Origin of the sequence: Rhodoferax sp. (assembly GCF_023701345.1) — a bacterium.
In the GTDB taxonomy this organism is placed as follows: Bacteria; Pseudomonadota; Gammaproteobacteria; order Burkholderiales; family Burkholderiaceae_C; genus Rhodoferax.
This window is the reverse complement of the sequence record NZ_JAMPXE010000029.1, coordinates 15,665-28,671: the sequence shown is the minus strand read 5'-3', so window position 1 is coordinate 28,671 and position 13,007 is coordinate 15,665. Positions and strand designations below refer to the sequence as shown.

The window sequence follows — 13,007 nt, the reverse complement described above, 5'->3', positions numbered from 1 at the left end:
TTCGTTGGTGACTTGGGATTCTTCAACACCGAGTTGTTCGGCAATGATTTTTTTAACGCGTGCTTCAATATCGCTCATGGGTTCCCTCAAAGGGTTGTGAAAAGATCCGTGATTTTAGCCGGGCTTGGAAAGGACTCCTGAACCCGGCTGCCGTACGGATAACGCGGCTTTATTTTGACATCAATGGCGCTTGGCCCTCAGGCCATGAACATACCACCATTGACATGCAATTCCTGTCCTGTGACATAAGCCGCCTGCGGCGATGCCAGATAGCCCACCGCATGGGCGATATCAGCGGGCTTGCCCAGATGACCCAGGGGAATCTGGGCAAGCAAGGTTTTTTGCTGCTCATCGGCCAAATTGGCGGTCATGTCGGTTTCAATGAAACCGGGGGCAATGCAGTTGACGGTGATGTTGCGCGAACCCAGTTCACGCGCCAGGGCACGTGTCATGCCGGCCACACCGGCCTTGGCTGCCGCATAGTTGGCCTGCCCCGGGTTGCCCGAAGCCCCCACCACCGAGGTGATGCTGATGATGCGGCCATAACGCTGCTTCATCATGGTGCGCATGACCGCACGGCTCATGCGAAAAACGGCCTTGAGGTTGGTGTCCAGCACCGCATCCCACTCATCGTCCTTCATGCGCATGGCCAGGTTGTCGCGTGTGATACCGGCGTTGTTCACCAGGATCTGCAGCCCGCCGTGCTCTTTGACGATGCTGTCGATCAGCGCATCGACACCCGCGGCGTCATTGACATCCAGGACACGCCCGGAGCAATTGGCAAAGGCAGACAGCGACTGCGACACTTTGGCTGCGCCGGCGTCGCTGGTCGCCGTACCGATGACTTTCAGGCCGCGTTCAGCCAGGGACAAGGCGATCGCCGCGCCAATGCCGCGCGAGGCACCTGTGACCAAGGCCACCTGGCCTTCAAATTTGACTTCGTTCATGTTATTGCGTATCCAGAATAAAAGTCTTGATTTCAGCCAGGCTGGCCAGATCAAGCAAGGGCATGCCCTGCATGTCGGCGTTGATGCGCTTGGTCATGCCTGCCAGCACCTTGCCGGGGCCGCACTCGACCAGGTTGGGCAAACCGCGCGCGCCCAGCGCCTGCACACACTCGACCCAACGCACCGGGCCAAAGGCCTGGCGAAACAGCGCGTCGCGAATCCGGTCGGGGTCCTGCTCCACAGCCACATCGATGTTGTTAACCACCGCAATGTGAGGCGGCGCAAAGACTGTGGCTTGCAATTTTTCCTTGAGCTTGAGCGCCGCCGGCTTCATCAGGCTGGAGTGAAACGGCGCCGACACCGGCAGGGGCAAGGCACGCTTGGCGCCCTGCGCTTTCAGGGCCACGCAGGCCTGCTCGACGGCCGCCTTGGAACCCGCAATCACGGTCTGGCCGGGGTCATTGAAATTGACTGCCTCGACCACCTCGGCAGAATTTTGACCAAATGAAGCCGTGACTTCAGCACAGCCGGCCGCCACTTGCGCGGCATCCAAGCCCAAAATGGCAGCCATGGCACCCACGCCCACAGGCACGGCCTCCTGCATCGCCTGGGCCCGAAAACGCACCAGCGGTGCCGCTTGCGACAGCGTCAACACGCCAGCAGCGACAAGTGCCGAATACTCGCCCAGCGAATGTCCCGCCAGCGCTTGTGGCGCCACACCCACTTCTGCCATCCAGACCCGGTAGGCGGCCACACCAGCCACCAGCATCACGGGTTGGGTGTTGGTGGTCAGCGCCAGGGCCTCCTTGGGGCCGTCCTTGATCAGCAGGCCGACGTCTTCGCCCAAGGCCTCGGAGGCCTCTTGCAGGGCTTGCCTGACTTGCGGATGATCACCCCAGCCATCGAGCATGCCGACGGACTGCGATCCCTGACCCGGAAATACAAATGCAAATGGTTTCATGTTTTGTCAGATAGAGATGAGGAATAAGACTTTAGCCACAAACCAGCAGGTTGGGTCGCTTACAGCTTCAGCAGCACGGCGCCCCAGGTAAAACCACCCCCCACACCTTCAAGCAACAAGGTTTGGCCGGGCTTGACCTGGCCACTGCGTACCGCAGTATCGAGCGCCAGCGGAATCGAGGCCGCTGAGGTGTTGCCGTGCTGATCCACCGTGACCACCACCTTGTCCATCGACAGCTTGAGCTTGCGCGCGGTGCTTTGCATGATGCGAATGTTGGCCTGGTGTGGAATCAGCCAGTCAATGTCGGCATCCGTCTTGCCCGCCTTGGTCAAAACAGCACGTGCCGCTTCATCGAGCACGCCGACCGCGAGTTTGAATACAGCCTGGCCATCCATGCGCAGCAGCGGGTCACCCAGGATCTGGCCGCCGGAAACATGCCCGGGCACACACAAAATATTGGTGTAACTGCCGTCGGCGTGGATGTCGGTGGCCAAAATGCCGGGTTCCGTGGACGCCTCCAGCACCACCGCACCCGCGCCGTCACCAAACAGCACGCAGGTGGTGCGGTCCTTGAAGTCCAGGATGCGCGAAAACACCTCGGAGCCGATCACCAGCGCCTTGGTCGCGGTACCTGTTTTGATCAGGGAATCGGCGATGGTCAGGGCGTAGATGAACCCGCTGCAAACCGCCTGCACATCAAATGCCGCACCGCCCTTGACGCCCAGCTTGCCCTGCAAAATGCAGGCCGTCGAGGGAAACACCATGTCGGGGGTCGAGGTGGCCACGATGATCAGGTCAATGTCCTCGGCCTGCACACCCGCTGCCTGCAGCGCCTGGCGCGCGGCAGGCAGGGCAAGCTCGCTGCTCACCACACCGGCGTCGGCAAAATGGCGGGCGCGGATGCCGGTGCGTTCAACAATCCAGTCATCACTGGACTCGACACCCTGGGTGGCAAGTTCAGCCACCAAATCAGCATTGGTGAGGCGTCGCGGTGGCAAATAACTGCCGGTACCAGTAATACGAGAGTAAGTTTTCATGGGTCAAACCGGGAAAGTCGTCTGCGATTAAATTGGCATTTCATCACCCGCCAACAGCGGCGCGGCATGGGCAATTCGAATCCGAACACGATCTAACAAATTATTGCGGGCTGCATCATACGCCCGCGTCAGGGCGAAGCCAAAAGCCATCTCGTCGGCCGAGCCATGGCTCTTGAACACCAGACCGCGCAAACCCAGCAAGGCACCGCCGTTGTATCGCCGATGGTCCATGCGTTTCTTGAGTGCGGCAATCACCGGGTAAGCCGCCAGGGCTGACATTTTTGTGAGGATATTGCGCGAAAACTCTTTTTTCAAGAAGTCTACGATCATGCCAGCCAGACCCTCACTGGCCTTGAGTGCCACATTGCCGACAAAACCATCGCAGACCACGATATCGGCCGTGCCCTTGAAAATGTCATTGCCTTCAACATTGCCATAAAAATTCAGGTCGCCCGCCTTGCCGGCAGCGCGCAGCAATTCACCGGCTTTCTTGATGACCTCGTTGCCCTTGATGGCTTCTTCACCAATGTTGAGCAGACCAACGCTTGGGTTGTCTTCGCCACTGAGCACCGACACCAGCGCCGACCCCATCACCGCAAACTGCAGCAAATGCTCAGCCGTGCAATCCACATTGGCACCCATGTCGAGCACGGTGGTGGCCTGCCCTTTGGCATTGGGAATTTGCCCGGCAATGGCGGGGCGGTCAATGCCATCCAGGGTTTTCAGGAGATAGCGTGATATAGCCATCAAGGCGCCGGTATTGCCTGCAGAAACTGCGGCCTGGGCGGCGCCATCCTTGACCTGCATGATGGCCACCCGCATCGACGAGTCCTTTTTGCGCCGCAGCGCAACTTCCAGCGGATCGTCCATGGTGACCACTTCGCTGGCCAGCACCACAGTGGCCCGTGCATGGGCAAAGCCAGCCATGCTTTGCGGCAAACCGACCAGAATCAGTTGTACATCCGGATGTTGATCCAGAAAACGGGAACACGCAGGCAAGGTGACACCGGGACCATGGTCGCCCCCCATGCAGTCAACAGCAATAGTGATCATGAATTACAGCTTGCCCAACAAACATCAACAACAAGCCTGACGTGCATCAGACTCAAAAAAGCAAAGGCCCGGGGCCACCAAACGTGTAGCCCCGGGCCTTGGGTGTCTAAATGAATCAGGCTTCAGTCTTGCTCTTGATCACCTGACGGCCACGGTAAAAACCATTGGGGCTGATGTGGTGACGCAAGTGCGTTTCGCCTGTGGTGGCTTCCACTGCGATACCGGGCACGACCAAAGCATTGTGCGAACGGTGCATACCGCGCTTGGAAGGGGACTTTTTGTTTTGTTGGACGGCCATGTTCCGCTCCTTAAGGCTATAAGCTGCCAGTTTGTTGGCAGCCCATTGGGATTGTTAAAAAGCGCACACGTCATGCGCAAAAGCTGTAGAGTATAACCCAAGGCAGCGGGTTTGAAAACATCAGGGTTTGCCGGGAACCTTCAGCCCGGCCAGCACCGCAAAAGGACTCGGCTTGGTCGAGACTTCTTCAAAATCAGCATCCACGGCCGTCAGCTTGACGGGCACGGGGCAAGTGTCGTGGCGCGGCACCACCGGCAAATCCATCAACACCTCGTCTTCCATCAAAGTCGCCAAGTCAAAGTCCCGACTCAGCACCAGCACATCTTCGGGCGAGACATCGTCTTCCAGTTCGGCCTGTGCCTCGGTCTCAACAAAGCGAAATGCCCTCTCAATCATCTGCACGGGCACGTCGACCGGCCCCAGGCAACGCTGGCAGGTCAGGGGCAGGCTGGTGGCAACGCTCAAGAACAGCCACACCTGCGGCTGCCCCTTCGCGTCGGGCTGAAGCTCGCACCGCACTGTCCAATTCACCGCATTTTGTGCCCCGAACTCCTTCGTTTCGGCCATCAGGCGCTCATAATTCACCAATACATCCTGGCCGGAAAGCTGCAACGATGATTGACCGGCTTGTTTGACATCGAGTTTGGGGGGGCGTTGGTTGGTCGTCATGCCTGCAGTGTAAGAGAATCGGGGGATGATTGAATCCCCGCCACGCCAGCTCATCCTGGCTTCCACCTCGGTTTACCGCCGCCACTTGCTGGAGAGGCTGCGGCTGCCTTTTACCGTCATCGCCTCGCAGGTAGACGAGACAGCGCTGCCGCATGAGACCCCGGAGTCCCTGGCCCGCCGTCTGGCGCTGGCCAAGGCGCAAGCGGTCGCCGCACTGCATCCCGAATGCCTGGTGATCGGCTCCGATCAGGTGGCCGACCTCAACGGCCAGGCCCTGGGCAAGCCCGAAACCCATGCGCGTGCGGTGGCGCAACTGCAGCGCATGCGCGGCCAAACCGTGATTTTCCAAACCGCAGTTGCCGTGGTGTGCCAAGCCACCGGGTTCGCCCAAACCGAGTTGGCGCCGGTCAAGGTTCAATTCAGAAACTTGACCGACGACCAGATCGAGACCTACCTGCTGGCGGAAAAGCCCTACGACTGCGCTGGCAGCGCCAAAAGCGAAGGGCTTGGCATTGCCTTGCTGGCGCGCATTGACAACGACGACCCGACCGCGCTGGTGGGTCTGCCGCTGATTCGCACCTGCCACTTGCTGGAAGCCGCCGGGCGCAAGGTGTTATGAAAGGCCGGCTCTACCTGGTACCCGCGCCGCTGGACTTTGGCTGCGCCCAAAGCGCCGATTTACGCGACACCCTGCCCATGAGCACCATCACGGTGGCTGCCGGTCTGGCGCACTGGGTATGTGAAAACGCCAAGTCGGCGCGCGCCTACCTCAAGCGCGTCAACGAGATCACGCCGCTGTGCCAACCCATTCAGGCCCTGTCGCTGGTGGAACTGCCGCGCGAAGTGCACAAAAAAGGCGACCACAACGGCAACTTCGATGCCCGTGTGCTGTTGCAACCGGCGCTTGACGGACACGACATGGGGCTGGTCAGCGAGGCCGGCATGCCCGCTGTGGCCGACCCCGGCTCGTCGGTGGTGCGCGCCGCCCATGACCTGGACATCAGGGTGGTACCACTGACAGGACCGGTTTCGCTGCTGCTGGCACTGGCCGCCAGTGGACTCAACGGGCAAAACTTTGCCTTTGTGGGCTACTTGCCACAAGACCCGCAGGAGCGCTTGCAACGCATTCGGGAGCTGGAAGCGCTGGCGCTCAAAACCGGCCAGACCCAGTTGTTCATTGAGACGCCCTACCGCAACCTGGCCATGTTTCAAGCCCTGTTGCAAACGCTGCAGCACAACACCCGGCTGGCCATCAGCAGCGGGCTCACACTGGTGAACGCCAGCATCGTCAGTGACAGCATCAAAAACTGGAAGCACAAACCGGTGTTGCTGAACAATGCAACACCAGCCGTCTTTGCCATTGGTCGCTGATCAGGACACAGCCCGGGCGCAGGCCAGTCAAAACCTGCTAACCAGACTCAATGCAGGGCAGTGCCGGATTTCAGCGCAGACATGACCCCGGCACCCATGGCCACACCAAAGCGCTTGACCAGACGTTCTGCCACGTTGTCGCGGCGGGTGTAGTCAATGATTTCTTCAGCCTTGACCACTTCCCGCGCCACAAAGTCCAGACTGCCCAACTGATCGGCCAGCCCCATCTCCACGGCCTGCTGCCCGCTCCAGAACAAACCACTGAAGGTCTCCGGTGTTTCTTTCAAACGCTGGCCACGCCCTTCCTTGACCACCGCGATGAACTGCTGGTGAACCTGATCGAGCATGGCCTGGGCAAAAACCCGCTGTGTCTCGGTCTGCGGGCTGAACGGGTCCAGAAAACCCTTGTTTTCACCCGCTGTCATGAGCCGGCGCTCAACCCCGAGCTTGTCCATCAGCCCGGTGAAGCCAAAGCCGTCCATGAGTACACCAATGCTGCCGACAATGCTGGCTTTGTCGACAAAAATCCTGTCGGCCGAAACCGCAATGTAGTAAGCCGCTGAAGCCGCTGACTCCTCCACCACGGCGTAGACCGGCTTGTTGTGCAGCACTTTGAGCCGCTTGATCTCGTCATTGATGATGCCCGCCTGCACCGGGCTGCCGCCGGGTGAATTGATCAACAGCACCACCGCCTGGGCCCCGGTGTCTTCAAACGCCGCACGCACGGAGGCGACGACCAGTTCGGCACCAGCCTCGGCACCCGAGGCAATTTCGCCCTTGATTTCAATCACTGCCGTGTGCGGCGTGGACACATTTTGATTGGCAACCCCTTCGCTGAAAAGCAGCCAGCCCAGTGTCGCAAAAAACAGCAGCCAGGCCAGCCGCACAAAAGTACGCCAGCGGCGTGCCAGCCTTTGCTCATGCAAGCTGGCGAAAACCAGCTTTTCCAGCGTGGTGCGCTCCCAGTTCGGAACATCCGGAAGCGCAGTGTTTGCCGTTTTCTGGGTCGCCTTGGCCGCGCCCATGGCCGGATCGGGTGCCTGAGTCCGGTCAGATTCGGGCACCCCGGGGGATGGCTCGACGGGGTCAATAACAGGTTCGTTCATATTAAATAGGCAGTTGGAATTTGTCGGAAGTATGCCAGTGCACCAAGCCATCGGCCTCTGACACTTCAATTTTTATCAGGCCACCGCGGCACGGCCCCAGGCTGCACTGGCCAGTTTGCGGCGCATAGGTGGCGCCATGGGTGGCGCACATCAGCCAATGCCCGGACATGTCAAAAAATTGGTTGGGCTGGTAGTCCATTTCCATCGGCACATGGCTGCAACGGTTCAGGTAGGCATAAACCCGGCCCTGGTAACGCACCGCAAAAGCAGCCTGGTTCCTGTCAAGATAGCGCACCTCAAATGGCACGGCCAGACTGCTGTCCACCAGCGCGTGCGCTTGACACAGAAAAACAGGCTGGGTCATACCAGGCACTCAGCCATGGGTACGCAGCCAGTCATGCAATTGCGCCACATCGTGCACAACTACCAGGGGCTTGAGCGCCACAAATGCCTCCGGCTCATGCGCACCGTAACTTACGCCAACACTGGCGCAACCGGCATTGAGCGCCATTTGCAGATCGTGAGTGGTGTCGCCAATCATCAAGGTGCGCTCGGGCGGCACGTCAAATTCGGCCATCAGTTCACGCAGCATCAGCGGATCGGGCTTGCCGGCGGTTTGATCGGCAGTGCGCGAGGCATCGAATGTCCCCGCCAATGTCGAGGTGGCCAAGGCCTCATCCAGTCCGCGGCGGCTTTTGCCGGTCGCCACCGCCAACAAATGGCCACGCGCCTTGAGCCCAGCCAACATCGGCAAGACCCCTTCAAACAGGCTGATTTCGTGCTGGATCGCAAAATAATGGTGCCGGTAGCGGTCACCCAGCAGCGGGTAACGCTCTTTGGGCACATCCGGCGCCGCATGGGCCAGCGCCTGCATCAAGCCCATGCCAATCACATACGAGGCGGCCTCGTCGCTGGGTTTCTGGCCACCCACATCCAGCACGGCGGCCTGAATGCAGCGGGCAATGATGGCGGTGGAGTCAAACAGGGTGCCATCCCAATCAAAGGCGATCAGATCAAAACGTCGAGAAGTCATGTGAAAAAGTCAGGGTGAAGGGCGCACAGGCGCCGGATTGGATAGAAATTGAGACAATTCAGGCGGCAACTCTGCCAGAATTTCCAGCCGTTCGCCGCTGGCGGGGTGATTGAACTGCAAACGCCAGGCATGTAAAAACATGCGCTTGAGGCCAGGCCGGGCGCCCGCGCTGGCCAGCGCCTTGTTGAGTTCGAAGTCGCCATATTTGTCATCGCCCAGAATCGGATGGCCTTCACTGGCCAGATGCACCCGGATCTGGTGGGTGCGGCCGGTCTTGATCGTGACCTCCAGCAGGGTGCCCTGCGGCAGCTGCTCGCGCACCTTGACCAGGGTCACGGAAGGCATGCCATCGGCATCATCACGCGCCACCACCTTGACGCGGCGCTCACCGGCCTGATTGTCCTTGCTGTCCAGCAAATACTTGTGCAATGGCTTGTCGAGCACCTTGAGCCTGGCTGGCCAGACACCACGCACCATGGCGAGGTAGGTTTTTCCGGTCTGGCGCTCGCGAAACTGGTCCTGCAGGTTTTTCAGCGCACTTCGCTTTTTGGCCACCAGCAAAATGCCGCTGGTTTCACGGTCCAGCCGGTGCACCAGCTCCAGGAATTTGGCCTGCGGGCGGGCCATGCGCAATTGCTCGATCACGCCAAAACTCACGCCCGAGCCGCCATGCACGGCCACCCCGGCAGGTTTGTTGATCACCAGCAGGTGCTCGTCTTCGAGCAGCACCGCAAAGTCGCGGGCGGGCACACCGCGCACGGTGCCCTTCGCCATGGCCAGCGCCTTTTCTGCCACCCGCTCGGAAATGCGCACCGGCGGCACACGCACCAAATCGCCTTCGACGAGCCGGGTGTCGGCGCCCACCCGGCCCTTGTTGACGCGCACTTCGCCACTGCGGATCATGCGGTAAATATGGGTTTTCGGCACCCCTTTGAGATGGCGCATCAGGAAATTGTCGACGCGCTGGCCGGCACTGTCTTCGTCGATGCAAACGGTTTTAACTTGGGGCGCAGGCGCAGAGGGTTTGCCCTCTATAATGACTTTCACTGGTGGTGTGCTGTAAGTGGTTGATTTAACGAATCATTCATTTTTTATGTCGGTGAAGTTTAGTTCACGCGCCTCTTGCTCCGCCAGAAAAGTCGATACCGCCTGACACCTTGCCCGCAAATGACTGACCCATTGTCAGCCATGGCAGACCGGTTGAAGGGTCAAAACGACGCAATGAAACCCTGATATGGAATACCCAAAATTCACAGACCTGTGCTGTGAATGGAATGAAGCGATATGTTTGTGTTGATTAACCTGATGTGTAACTGCCTGCAGCGCGAAACCGCGCTGCTGTTCGGCATTTATCAGGCATCGGCGCCCGCCAAACGGACGCAAACTGCTATTACATCAATAGCAAAACCAGCACCCATCCCGATCGCTCTCCTCCACGCGCCTATACCCGTACTCAAAACCTGAGTTCGGGTTCTCCGGCTATTTCCGCCTCGTTTCAAAGCGTCAGTTCGTGTATCAATGCTCGTCATGAGCTTGTTATTGCTATTTGAATTGAAGGAACGCGACCCATGAAACGGATGCTGATCAACGCGACGCAGGCAGAAGAACGCCGCCTCGCCATTGTCGATGGACAAAAATTACTCGACTACGAAATCGAAATTGAAGGGCGTGAACAGCGCAAGGGCAATATCTACAAAGCCGTGGTGACACGCGTAGAGCCGTCACTGGAAGCCTGCTTTGTCGACTACGGCGAAGAGCGCCACGGCTTCTTGCCGTTCAAGGAAATCTCCAAACAGTATTTCCAGCAAGGTGTTGCGGTCAGCCAGGCGCGCATCCAGGACGCCATCAAGGAAGGCCAGGAACTGCTGGTGCAAGTGGAAAAAGAAGAGCGCGGCAACAAGGGGGCGGCACTCACCACGTTTGTGTCGCTGGCCGGTCGTTATGTGGTGCTGATGCCCAACAATCCGCGCGGCGGTGGTGTGTCGCGCCGCATTGAAGGCGAAGACCGCGCTGAACTCAAGGAAGCGCTGGACCAGCTCGAATACCCCAACGGCATGAGCATCATTGCCCGCACCGCCGGTATTGGCCGCGCTGCACCTGAATTGCAATGGGACCTGAATTACCTGCTCAAGTTGTGGTCCGCCATTGACGGCGCCGCCAAGGGCGGCAAGGGCGCGTTCCTGATTTACCAGGAATCCAGCCTGGTGATTCGCGCCATCCGCGACTACTTCAACCACGACATTGGCGACATCCTGATCGACACCGACGACGTGTACGAGCAGGCCCAGCAGTTCATGGCGCACGTCATGCCCGAGCACGCCGCGCGCGTCAAGCGTTACCGCGACGACGCGCCACTGTTCAGCCGCTTCCAGATCGAGCACCAGATCGAGTCGGCCTACGCCCGCACGGTCACGCTGCCCAGCGGCGGTGCCATCGTGATCGACCACACCGAAGCCCTGGTTTCGGTCGACGTCAACTCGGCGCGCGCCATCAAGGGCGGCGACATCGAGGAAACCGCCACCCGCACCAATCTGGAAGCCGCTGACGAAGTGGCGCGCCAGGCGCGTCTGCGTGACCTCGGCGGCCTGATCGTGATCGACTTCATCGACATGGAAGAAAGCCGCAACCGCCGCGAAGTGGAAAACCGCCTGCGCGACGCGCTGCGCCAGGACCGTGCCCGTGTTCAATTTGGCACCATCAGCAAATTCGGCCTGATGGAAATGAGCCGCCAGCGACTGCGCCCGGCACTGTCGGAAGGCGCCTCCATCCCCTGCCCGCGCTGCGGTGGCTCGGGCCACATCCGCGACACCGAATCGAGCGCGCTGCAAATTTTGCGCATCATCCAGGAAGAATCACTGAAAGACAGCACCGCTTCCGTGCTGTGTCAGGTGCCGGTTGAAGTGGCGTCCTTCCTGCTCAACGAGAAACGCACCGAGATCGCCAAGATCGAGCTCAAGCAGCGCATCAACGTGATCATGGTGCCCAACAAGTCGCTGGAAACGCCTAACTACCGTCTGGAACGCCTGAAACACGACGATCCGCGCCTTGACAACATCGAAGCCAGCTACAAGATGGCTGATGAGGTCGAAGAAGCGACCGCCGTGACGCGTCGCTCGCAAGAGCCCACCAACCGTCAAACGCCGGTCATCAAGGGTGTGTTGCCTGACGCCCCAGCACCCGTGGTCATCCCCAAACCCGAGCCGGTCAAAGCCGCCGCCCCGGTGGCACGCCCGGCCAAACCTGCAGCAGCGCCTGTGGTGGCTGAAAAGGGCTTTTTCGGCTGGCTCAAAAATCTGTTTGGCGCCAGCCCTGAGGCAACACCTGCCGCTCCCGTGGCCATGGCTGCCAGCAAGGACGAAACACGTGCGCCGCGTGAAGGCCGACCAGGACGTGACGGCACCCGGCGCCCGGAAGGTCGCGGCGAAGGTCGCCCGGAAGGTCGCGGTCCGCGCAATGAGGGACGTGGTGGCCGCGGCGAAGGCCGCAACGACAACCGGGGCAACCGCACCGGCCGCCCTGACCGCAATGGAGCCAGCAAGGACCGTGCAGAAACGCAGAGCTCATTTGACGCTGGCAATGCCACCCCAGAACTAAGCGCCGCTGTTGATACAGCAGGTCGTGGCGAGCAACGTCCCGAGCGCGGTAGCCGCAACGCCGAGCGCGGCGATCGTCCGCCCCGCACCGAGCGCGGTGGCCGCAATGAACGGCGCCCCGAGCGCACACCACGTCCGGAAGAAGCGCCTCGCACCGATGCGACTGACGTGAACCCTGCCGCAGACAGCGCAGGCAGTTCAGCCACTGTCGGCGAGCAGGGCAGCGCCGACAACACAGTGCGTGATGACAACGGCATGCCAAGGGAAAAACGTTCGCGTGACCGTTATGGCCGCGACCGCAAACCCCGCACCGAGCGCACTGAACGAAGCGAGTCGTCCGATCAGCCAGGTCAGGAGCCCCAGGCTGCTGAAGCGGGCGCTGAACAGGAACCGGTGCGCAAGTCTTACTTCAGCGTGCCAGCGGACAGCAGCCAGCCGCAAGCCGTGGTGGTGGCGCCCGTCACACCCGCACCGGTGCCGGCGACAACGGAAGTAGCCGCCGAGCCTGCAGCTTTGGCAGCGGTCGTGGCACCGCAGGAAGCCGCCATTCCAATGCCGGCGCCTGAACCAGCTCCGGTTGCCACGGTGGCAGCCCCGGCTCCTGTGGCACTTGAGGTGTCTGCACCAGCAGCACCAGCAACATCGCCCAAGGCGATGCCCACGGTACAAGCCTTTGCGCTGCCACTGGATGAATTGGCGCAAGTCGCCCAACAATCCGGCCTGCAATGGGTGCAATCGGATGCCGAAAAAGTAGCCATGGCGCAAGCAGCGATTGCAGCGGCACCGAAGCCCGTCCACGTGCCGCGTCAACGTCCTCCGCTGCCCGTGCTGGACGACCAGCCGCTGGTCTTGGTGGAAACCAAACGCGACCTGCGTGAGCAGAAGCTTCCTTTCGAGCAGACCGAAGAGGTCTAAGACCAGACCCTCAAGTCAAAGGGC

At 60.3% G+C, this 13,007-nt stretch carries 14 protein-coding genes and 1 pseudogene; 4 read left to right on the top strand and 11 right to left on the bottom strand.

Annotated elements, in window-relative coordinates:
- From NDI87_RS06145 to NDI87_RS06115, 7 genes and pseudogenes are all read right to left on the bottom strand, one after another.
- A pseudogene (locus tag NDI87_RS06145) lies at nucleotides 1-78 on the bottom strand (acyl carrier protein); the annotation flags it as partial.
- A gap of 119 nt (nucleotides 79-197) precedes the next feature.
- On the bottom strand, nucleotides 198-947 hold the full coding sequence (gene fabG / locus NDI87_RS06140; protein WP_296273936.1) for a 3-oxoacyl-ACP reductase FabG: 750 nt from the start codon (nucleotides 945-947) through the stop codon (nucleotides 198-200).
- 1 nt (nucleotide 948) lies between these two features.
- Nucleotides 949-1,908 carry an ACP S-malonyltransferase gene (gene fabD, locus NDI87_RS06135; RefSeq protein WP_296273935.1) on the bottom strand — a complete coding sequence of 320 codons (960 nt, stop codon included), beginning with the start codon at nucleotides 1,906-1,908 and terminating at the stop codon, nucleotides 949-951.
- Between the two features lie 59 nt (nucleotides 1,909-1,967).
- Nucleotides 1,968-2,945 (bottom strand): beta-ketoacyl-ACP synthase III, encoded by a 978-nt coding sequence (locus NDI87_RS06130; protein WP_296273934.1) that lies wholly within the window; start codon nucleotides 2,943-2,945, stop codon nucleotides 1,968-1,970.
- 27 nt (nucleotides 2,946-2,972) lie between these two features.
- On the bottom strand, nucleotides 2,973-3,998 hold the full coding sequence (gene plsX, locus NDI87_RS06125) for a phosphate acyltransferase PlsX (RefSeq protein WP_296273933.1): 1,026 nt from the start codon (nucleotides 3,996-3,998) through the stop codon (nucleotides 2,973-2,975).
- A gap of 115 nt (nucleotides 3,999-4,113) precedes the next feature.
- Nucleotides 4,114-4,296 carry a 50S ribosomal protein L32 gene (gene rpmF / locus NDI87_RS06120; protein ID WP_296160206.1) on the bottom strand — a complete coding sequence of 61 codons (183 nt, stop codon included), beginning with the start codon at nucleotides 4,294-4,296 and terminating at the stop codon, nucleotides 4,114-4,116.
- 120 nt (nucleotides 4,297-4,416) lie between these two features.
- Nucleotides 4,417-4,965 carry a YceD family protein gene (locus NDI87_RS06115; RefSeq protein WP_296273932.1) on the bottom strand — a complete coding sequence of 183 codons (549 nt, stop codon included), beginning with the start codon at nucleotides 4,963-4,965 and terminating at the stop codon, nucleotides 4,417-4,419.
- A gap of 25 nt (nucleotides 4,966-4,990) precedes the next feature.
- On the opposite strand from NDI87_RS06115, the gene NDI87_RS06110 reads away from it, so the two are divergent.
- Together NDI87_RS06110 and NDI87_RS06105 are read left to right on the top strand one after the other, a co-directional pair.
- Nucleotides 4,991-5,584 carry a Maf family nucleotide pyrophosphatase gene (locus NDI87_RS06110; protein WP_296273931.1) on the top strand — a complete coding sequence of 198 codons (594 nt, stop codon included), beginning with the start codon at nucleotides 4,991-4,993 and terminating at the stop codon, nucleotides 5,582-5,584.
- On the top strand, nucleotides 5,581-6,336 hold the full coding sequence (locus NDI87_RS06105) for an SAM-dependent methyltransferase (RefSeq protein ID WP_296273930.1): 756 nt from the start codon (nucleotides 5,581-5,583) through the stop codon (nucleotides 6,334-6,336). Before NDI87_RS06110 ends, NDI87_RS06105 begins: the two co-directional genes overlap by 4 nt.
- A gap of 47 nt (nucleotides 6,337-6,383) precedes the next feature.
- Here NDI87_RS06105 and NDI87_RS06100 read toward each other — a convergent pair whose 3' ends face one another.
- The 4 genes from NDI87_RS06100 to NDI87_RS06085 form a co-directional block, all read right to left on the bottom strand.
- Nucleotides 6,384-7,361: a S49 family peptidase gene (locus tag NDI87_RS06100; protein ID WP_296273938.1), complete on the bottom strand. Its 978-nt coding sequence runs from the start codon at nucleotides 7,359-7,361 to the stop codon at nucleotides 6,384-6,386.
- Nucleotides 7,362-7,443: 82 nt separating this feature from the next.
- Entirely contained in the window at nucleotides 7,444-7,806 is a 363-nt protein-coding gene (locus tag NDI87_RS06095) for a Rieske 2Fe-2S domain-containing protein (protein WP_296273929.1), read from the bottom strand.
- 9 nt (nucleotides 7,807-7,815) lie between these two features.
- Nucleotides 7,816-8,475 (bottom strand): HAD-IA family hydrolase, encoded by a 660-nt coding sequence (locus NDI87_RS06090; protein WP_296273928.1) that lies wholly within the window; start codon nucleotides 8,473-8,475, stop codon nucleotides 7,816-7,818.
- Between the two features lie 9 nt (nucleotides 8,476-8,484).
- On the bottom strand, nucleotides 8,485-9,522 hold the full coding sequence (locus NDI87_RS06085) for an RluA family pseudouridine synthase (RefSeq protein WP_296273927.1): 1,038 nt from the start codon (nucleotides 9,520-9,522) through the stop codon (nucleotides 8,485-8,487).
- Between the two features lie 237 nt (nucleotides 9,523-9,759).
- Between NDI87_RS06085 and NDI87_RS06080 the strand changes: the two genes are divergently transcribed.
- A complete protein-coding gene (locus NDI87_RS06080; protein WP_296273926.1) occupies nucleotides 9,760-9,939 on the top strand; it encodes a hypothetical protein in 180 nt (59 codons plus the stop codon).
- A gap of 104 nt (nucleotides 9,940-10,043) precedes the next feature.
- A complete protein-coding gene (locus NDI87_RS06075) occupies nucleotides 10,044-12,983 on the top strand; it encodes an Rne/Rng family ribonuclease (protein ID WP_296273925.1) in 2,940 nt (979 codons plus the stop codon).
- Nucleotides 12,984-13,007 lie beyond the last annotated feature (24 nt).

Coding starts and splice junctions, on each gene's coding strand:
- fabG (WP_296273936.1), bottom strand. CDS start 947: ATGAACGAAGTCAAATTTGAAGGCCAGGTGGCCTTGGTCACAGGTGCC.
- fabD (WP_296273935.1), bottom strand. CDS start 1,908: ATGAAACCATTTGCATTTGTATTTCCGGGTCAGGGATCGCAGTCCGTC.
- NDI87_RS06130 (WP_296273934.1), bottom strand. CDS start 2,945: ATGAAAACTTACTCTCGTATTACTGGTACCGGCAGTTATTTGCCACCG.
- plsX (WP_296273933.1), bottom strand. CDS start 3,998: ATGATCACTATTGCTGTTGACTGCATGGGGGGCGACCATGGTCCCGGT.
- rpmF (WP_296160206.1), bottom strand. CDS start 4,296: ATGGCCGTCCAACAAAACAAAAAGTCCCCTTCCAAGCGCGGTATGCAC.
- NDI87_RS06115 (WP_296273932.1), bottom strand. CDS start 4,965: ATGACGACCAACCAACGCCCCCCCAAACTCGATGTCAAACAAGCCGGT.
- NDI87_RS06110 (WP_296273931.1), top strand. CDS start 4,991: ATGATTGAATCCCCGCCACGCCAGCTCATCCTGGCTTCCACCTCGGTT.
- NDI87_RS06105 (WP_296273930.1), top strand. CDS start 5,581: ATGAAAGGCCGGCTCTACCTGGTACCCGCGCCGCTGGACTTTGGCTGC.
- NDI87_RS06100 (WP_296273938.1), bottom strand. CDS start 7,361: ATGGGCGCGGCCAAGGCGACCCAGAAAACGGCAAACACTGCGCTTCCG.
- NDI87_RS06095 (WP_296273929.1), bottom strand. CDS start 7,806: ATGACCCAGCCTGTTTTTCTGTGTCAAGCGCACGCGCTGGTGGACAGC.
- NDI87_RS06090 (WP_296273928.1), bottom strand. CDS start 8,475: ATGACTTCTCGACGTTTTGATCTGATCGCCTTTGATTGGGATGGCACC.
- NDI87_RS06080 (WP_296273926.1), top strand. CDS start 9,760: ATGTTTGTGTTGATTAACCTGATGTGTAACTGCCTGCAGCGCGAAACC.
- NDI87_RS06075 (WP_296273925.1), top strand. CDS start 10,044: ATGAAACGGATGCTGATCAACGCGACGCAGGCAGAAGAACGCCGCCTC.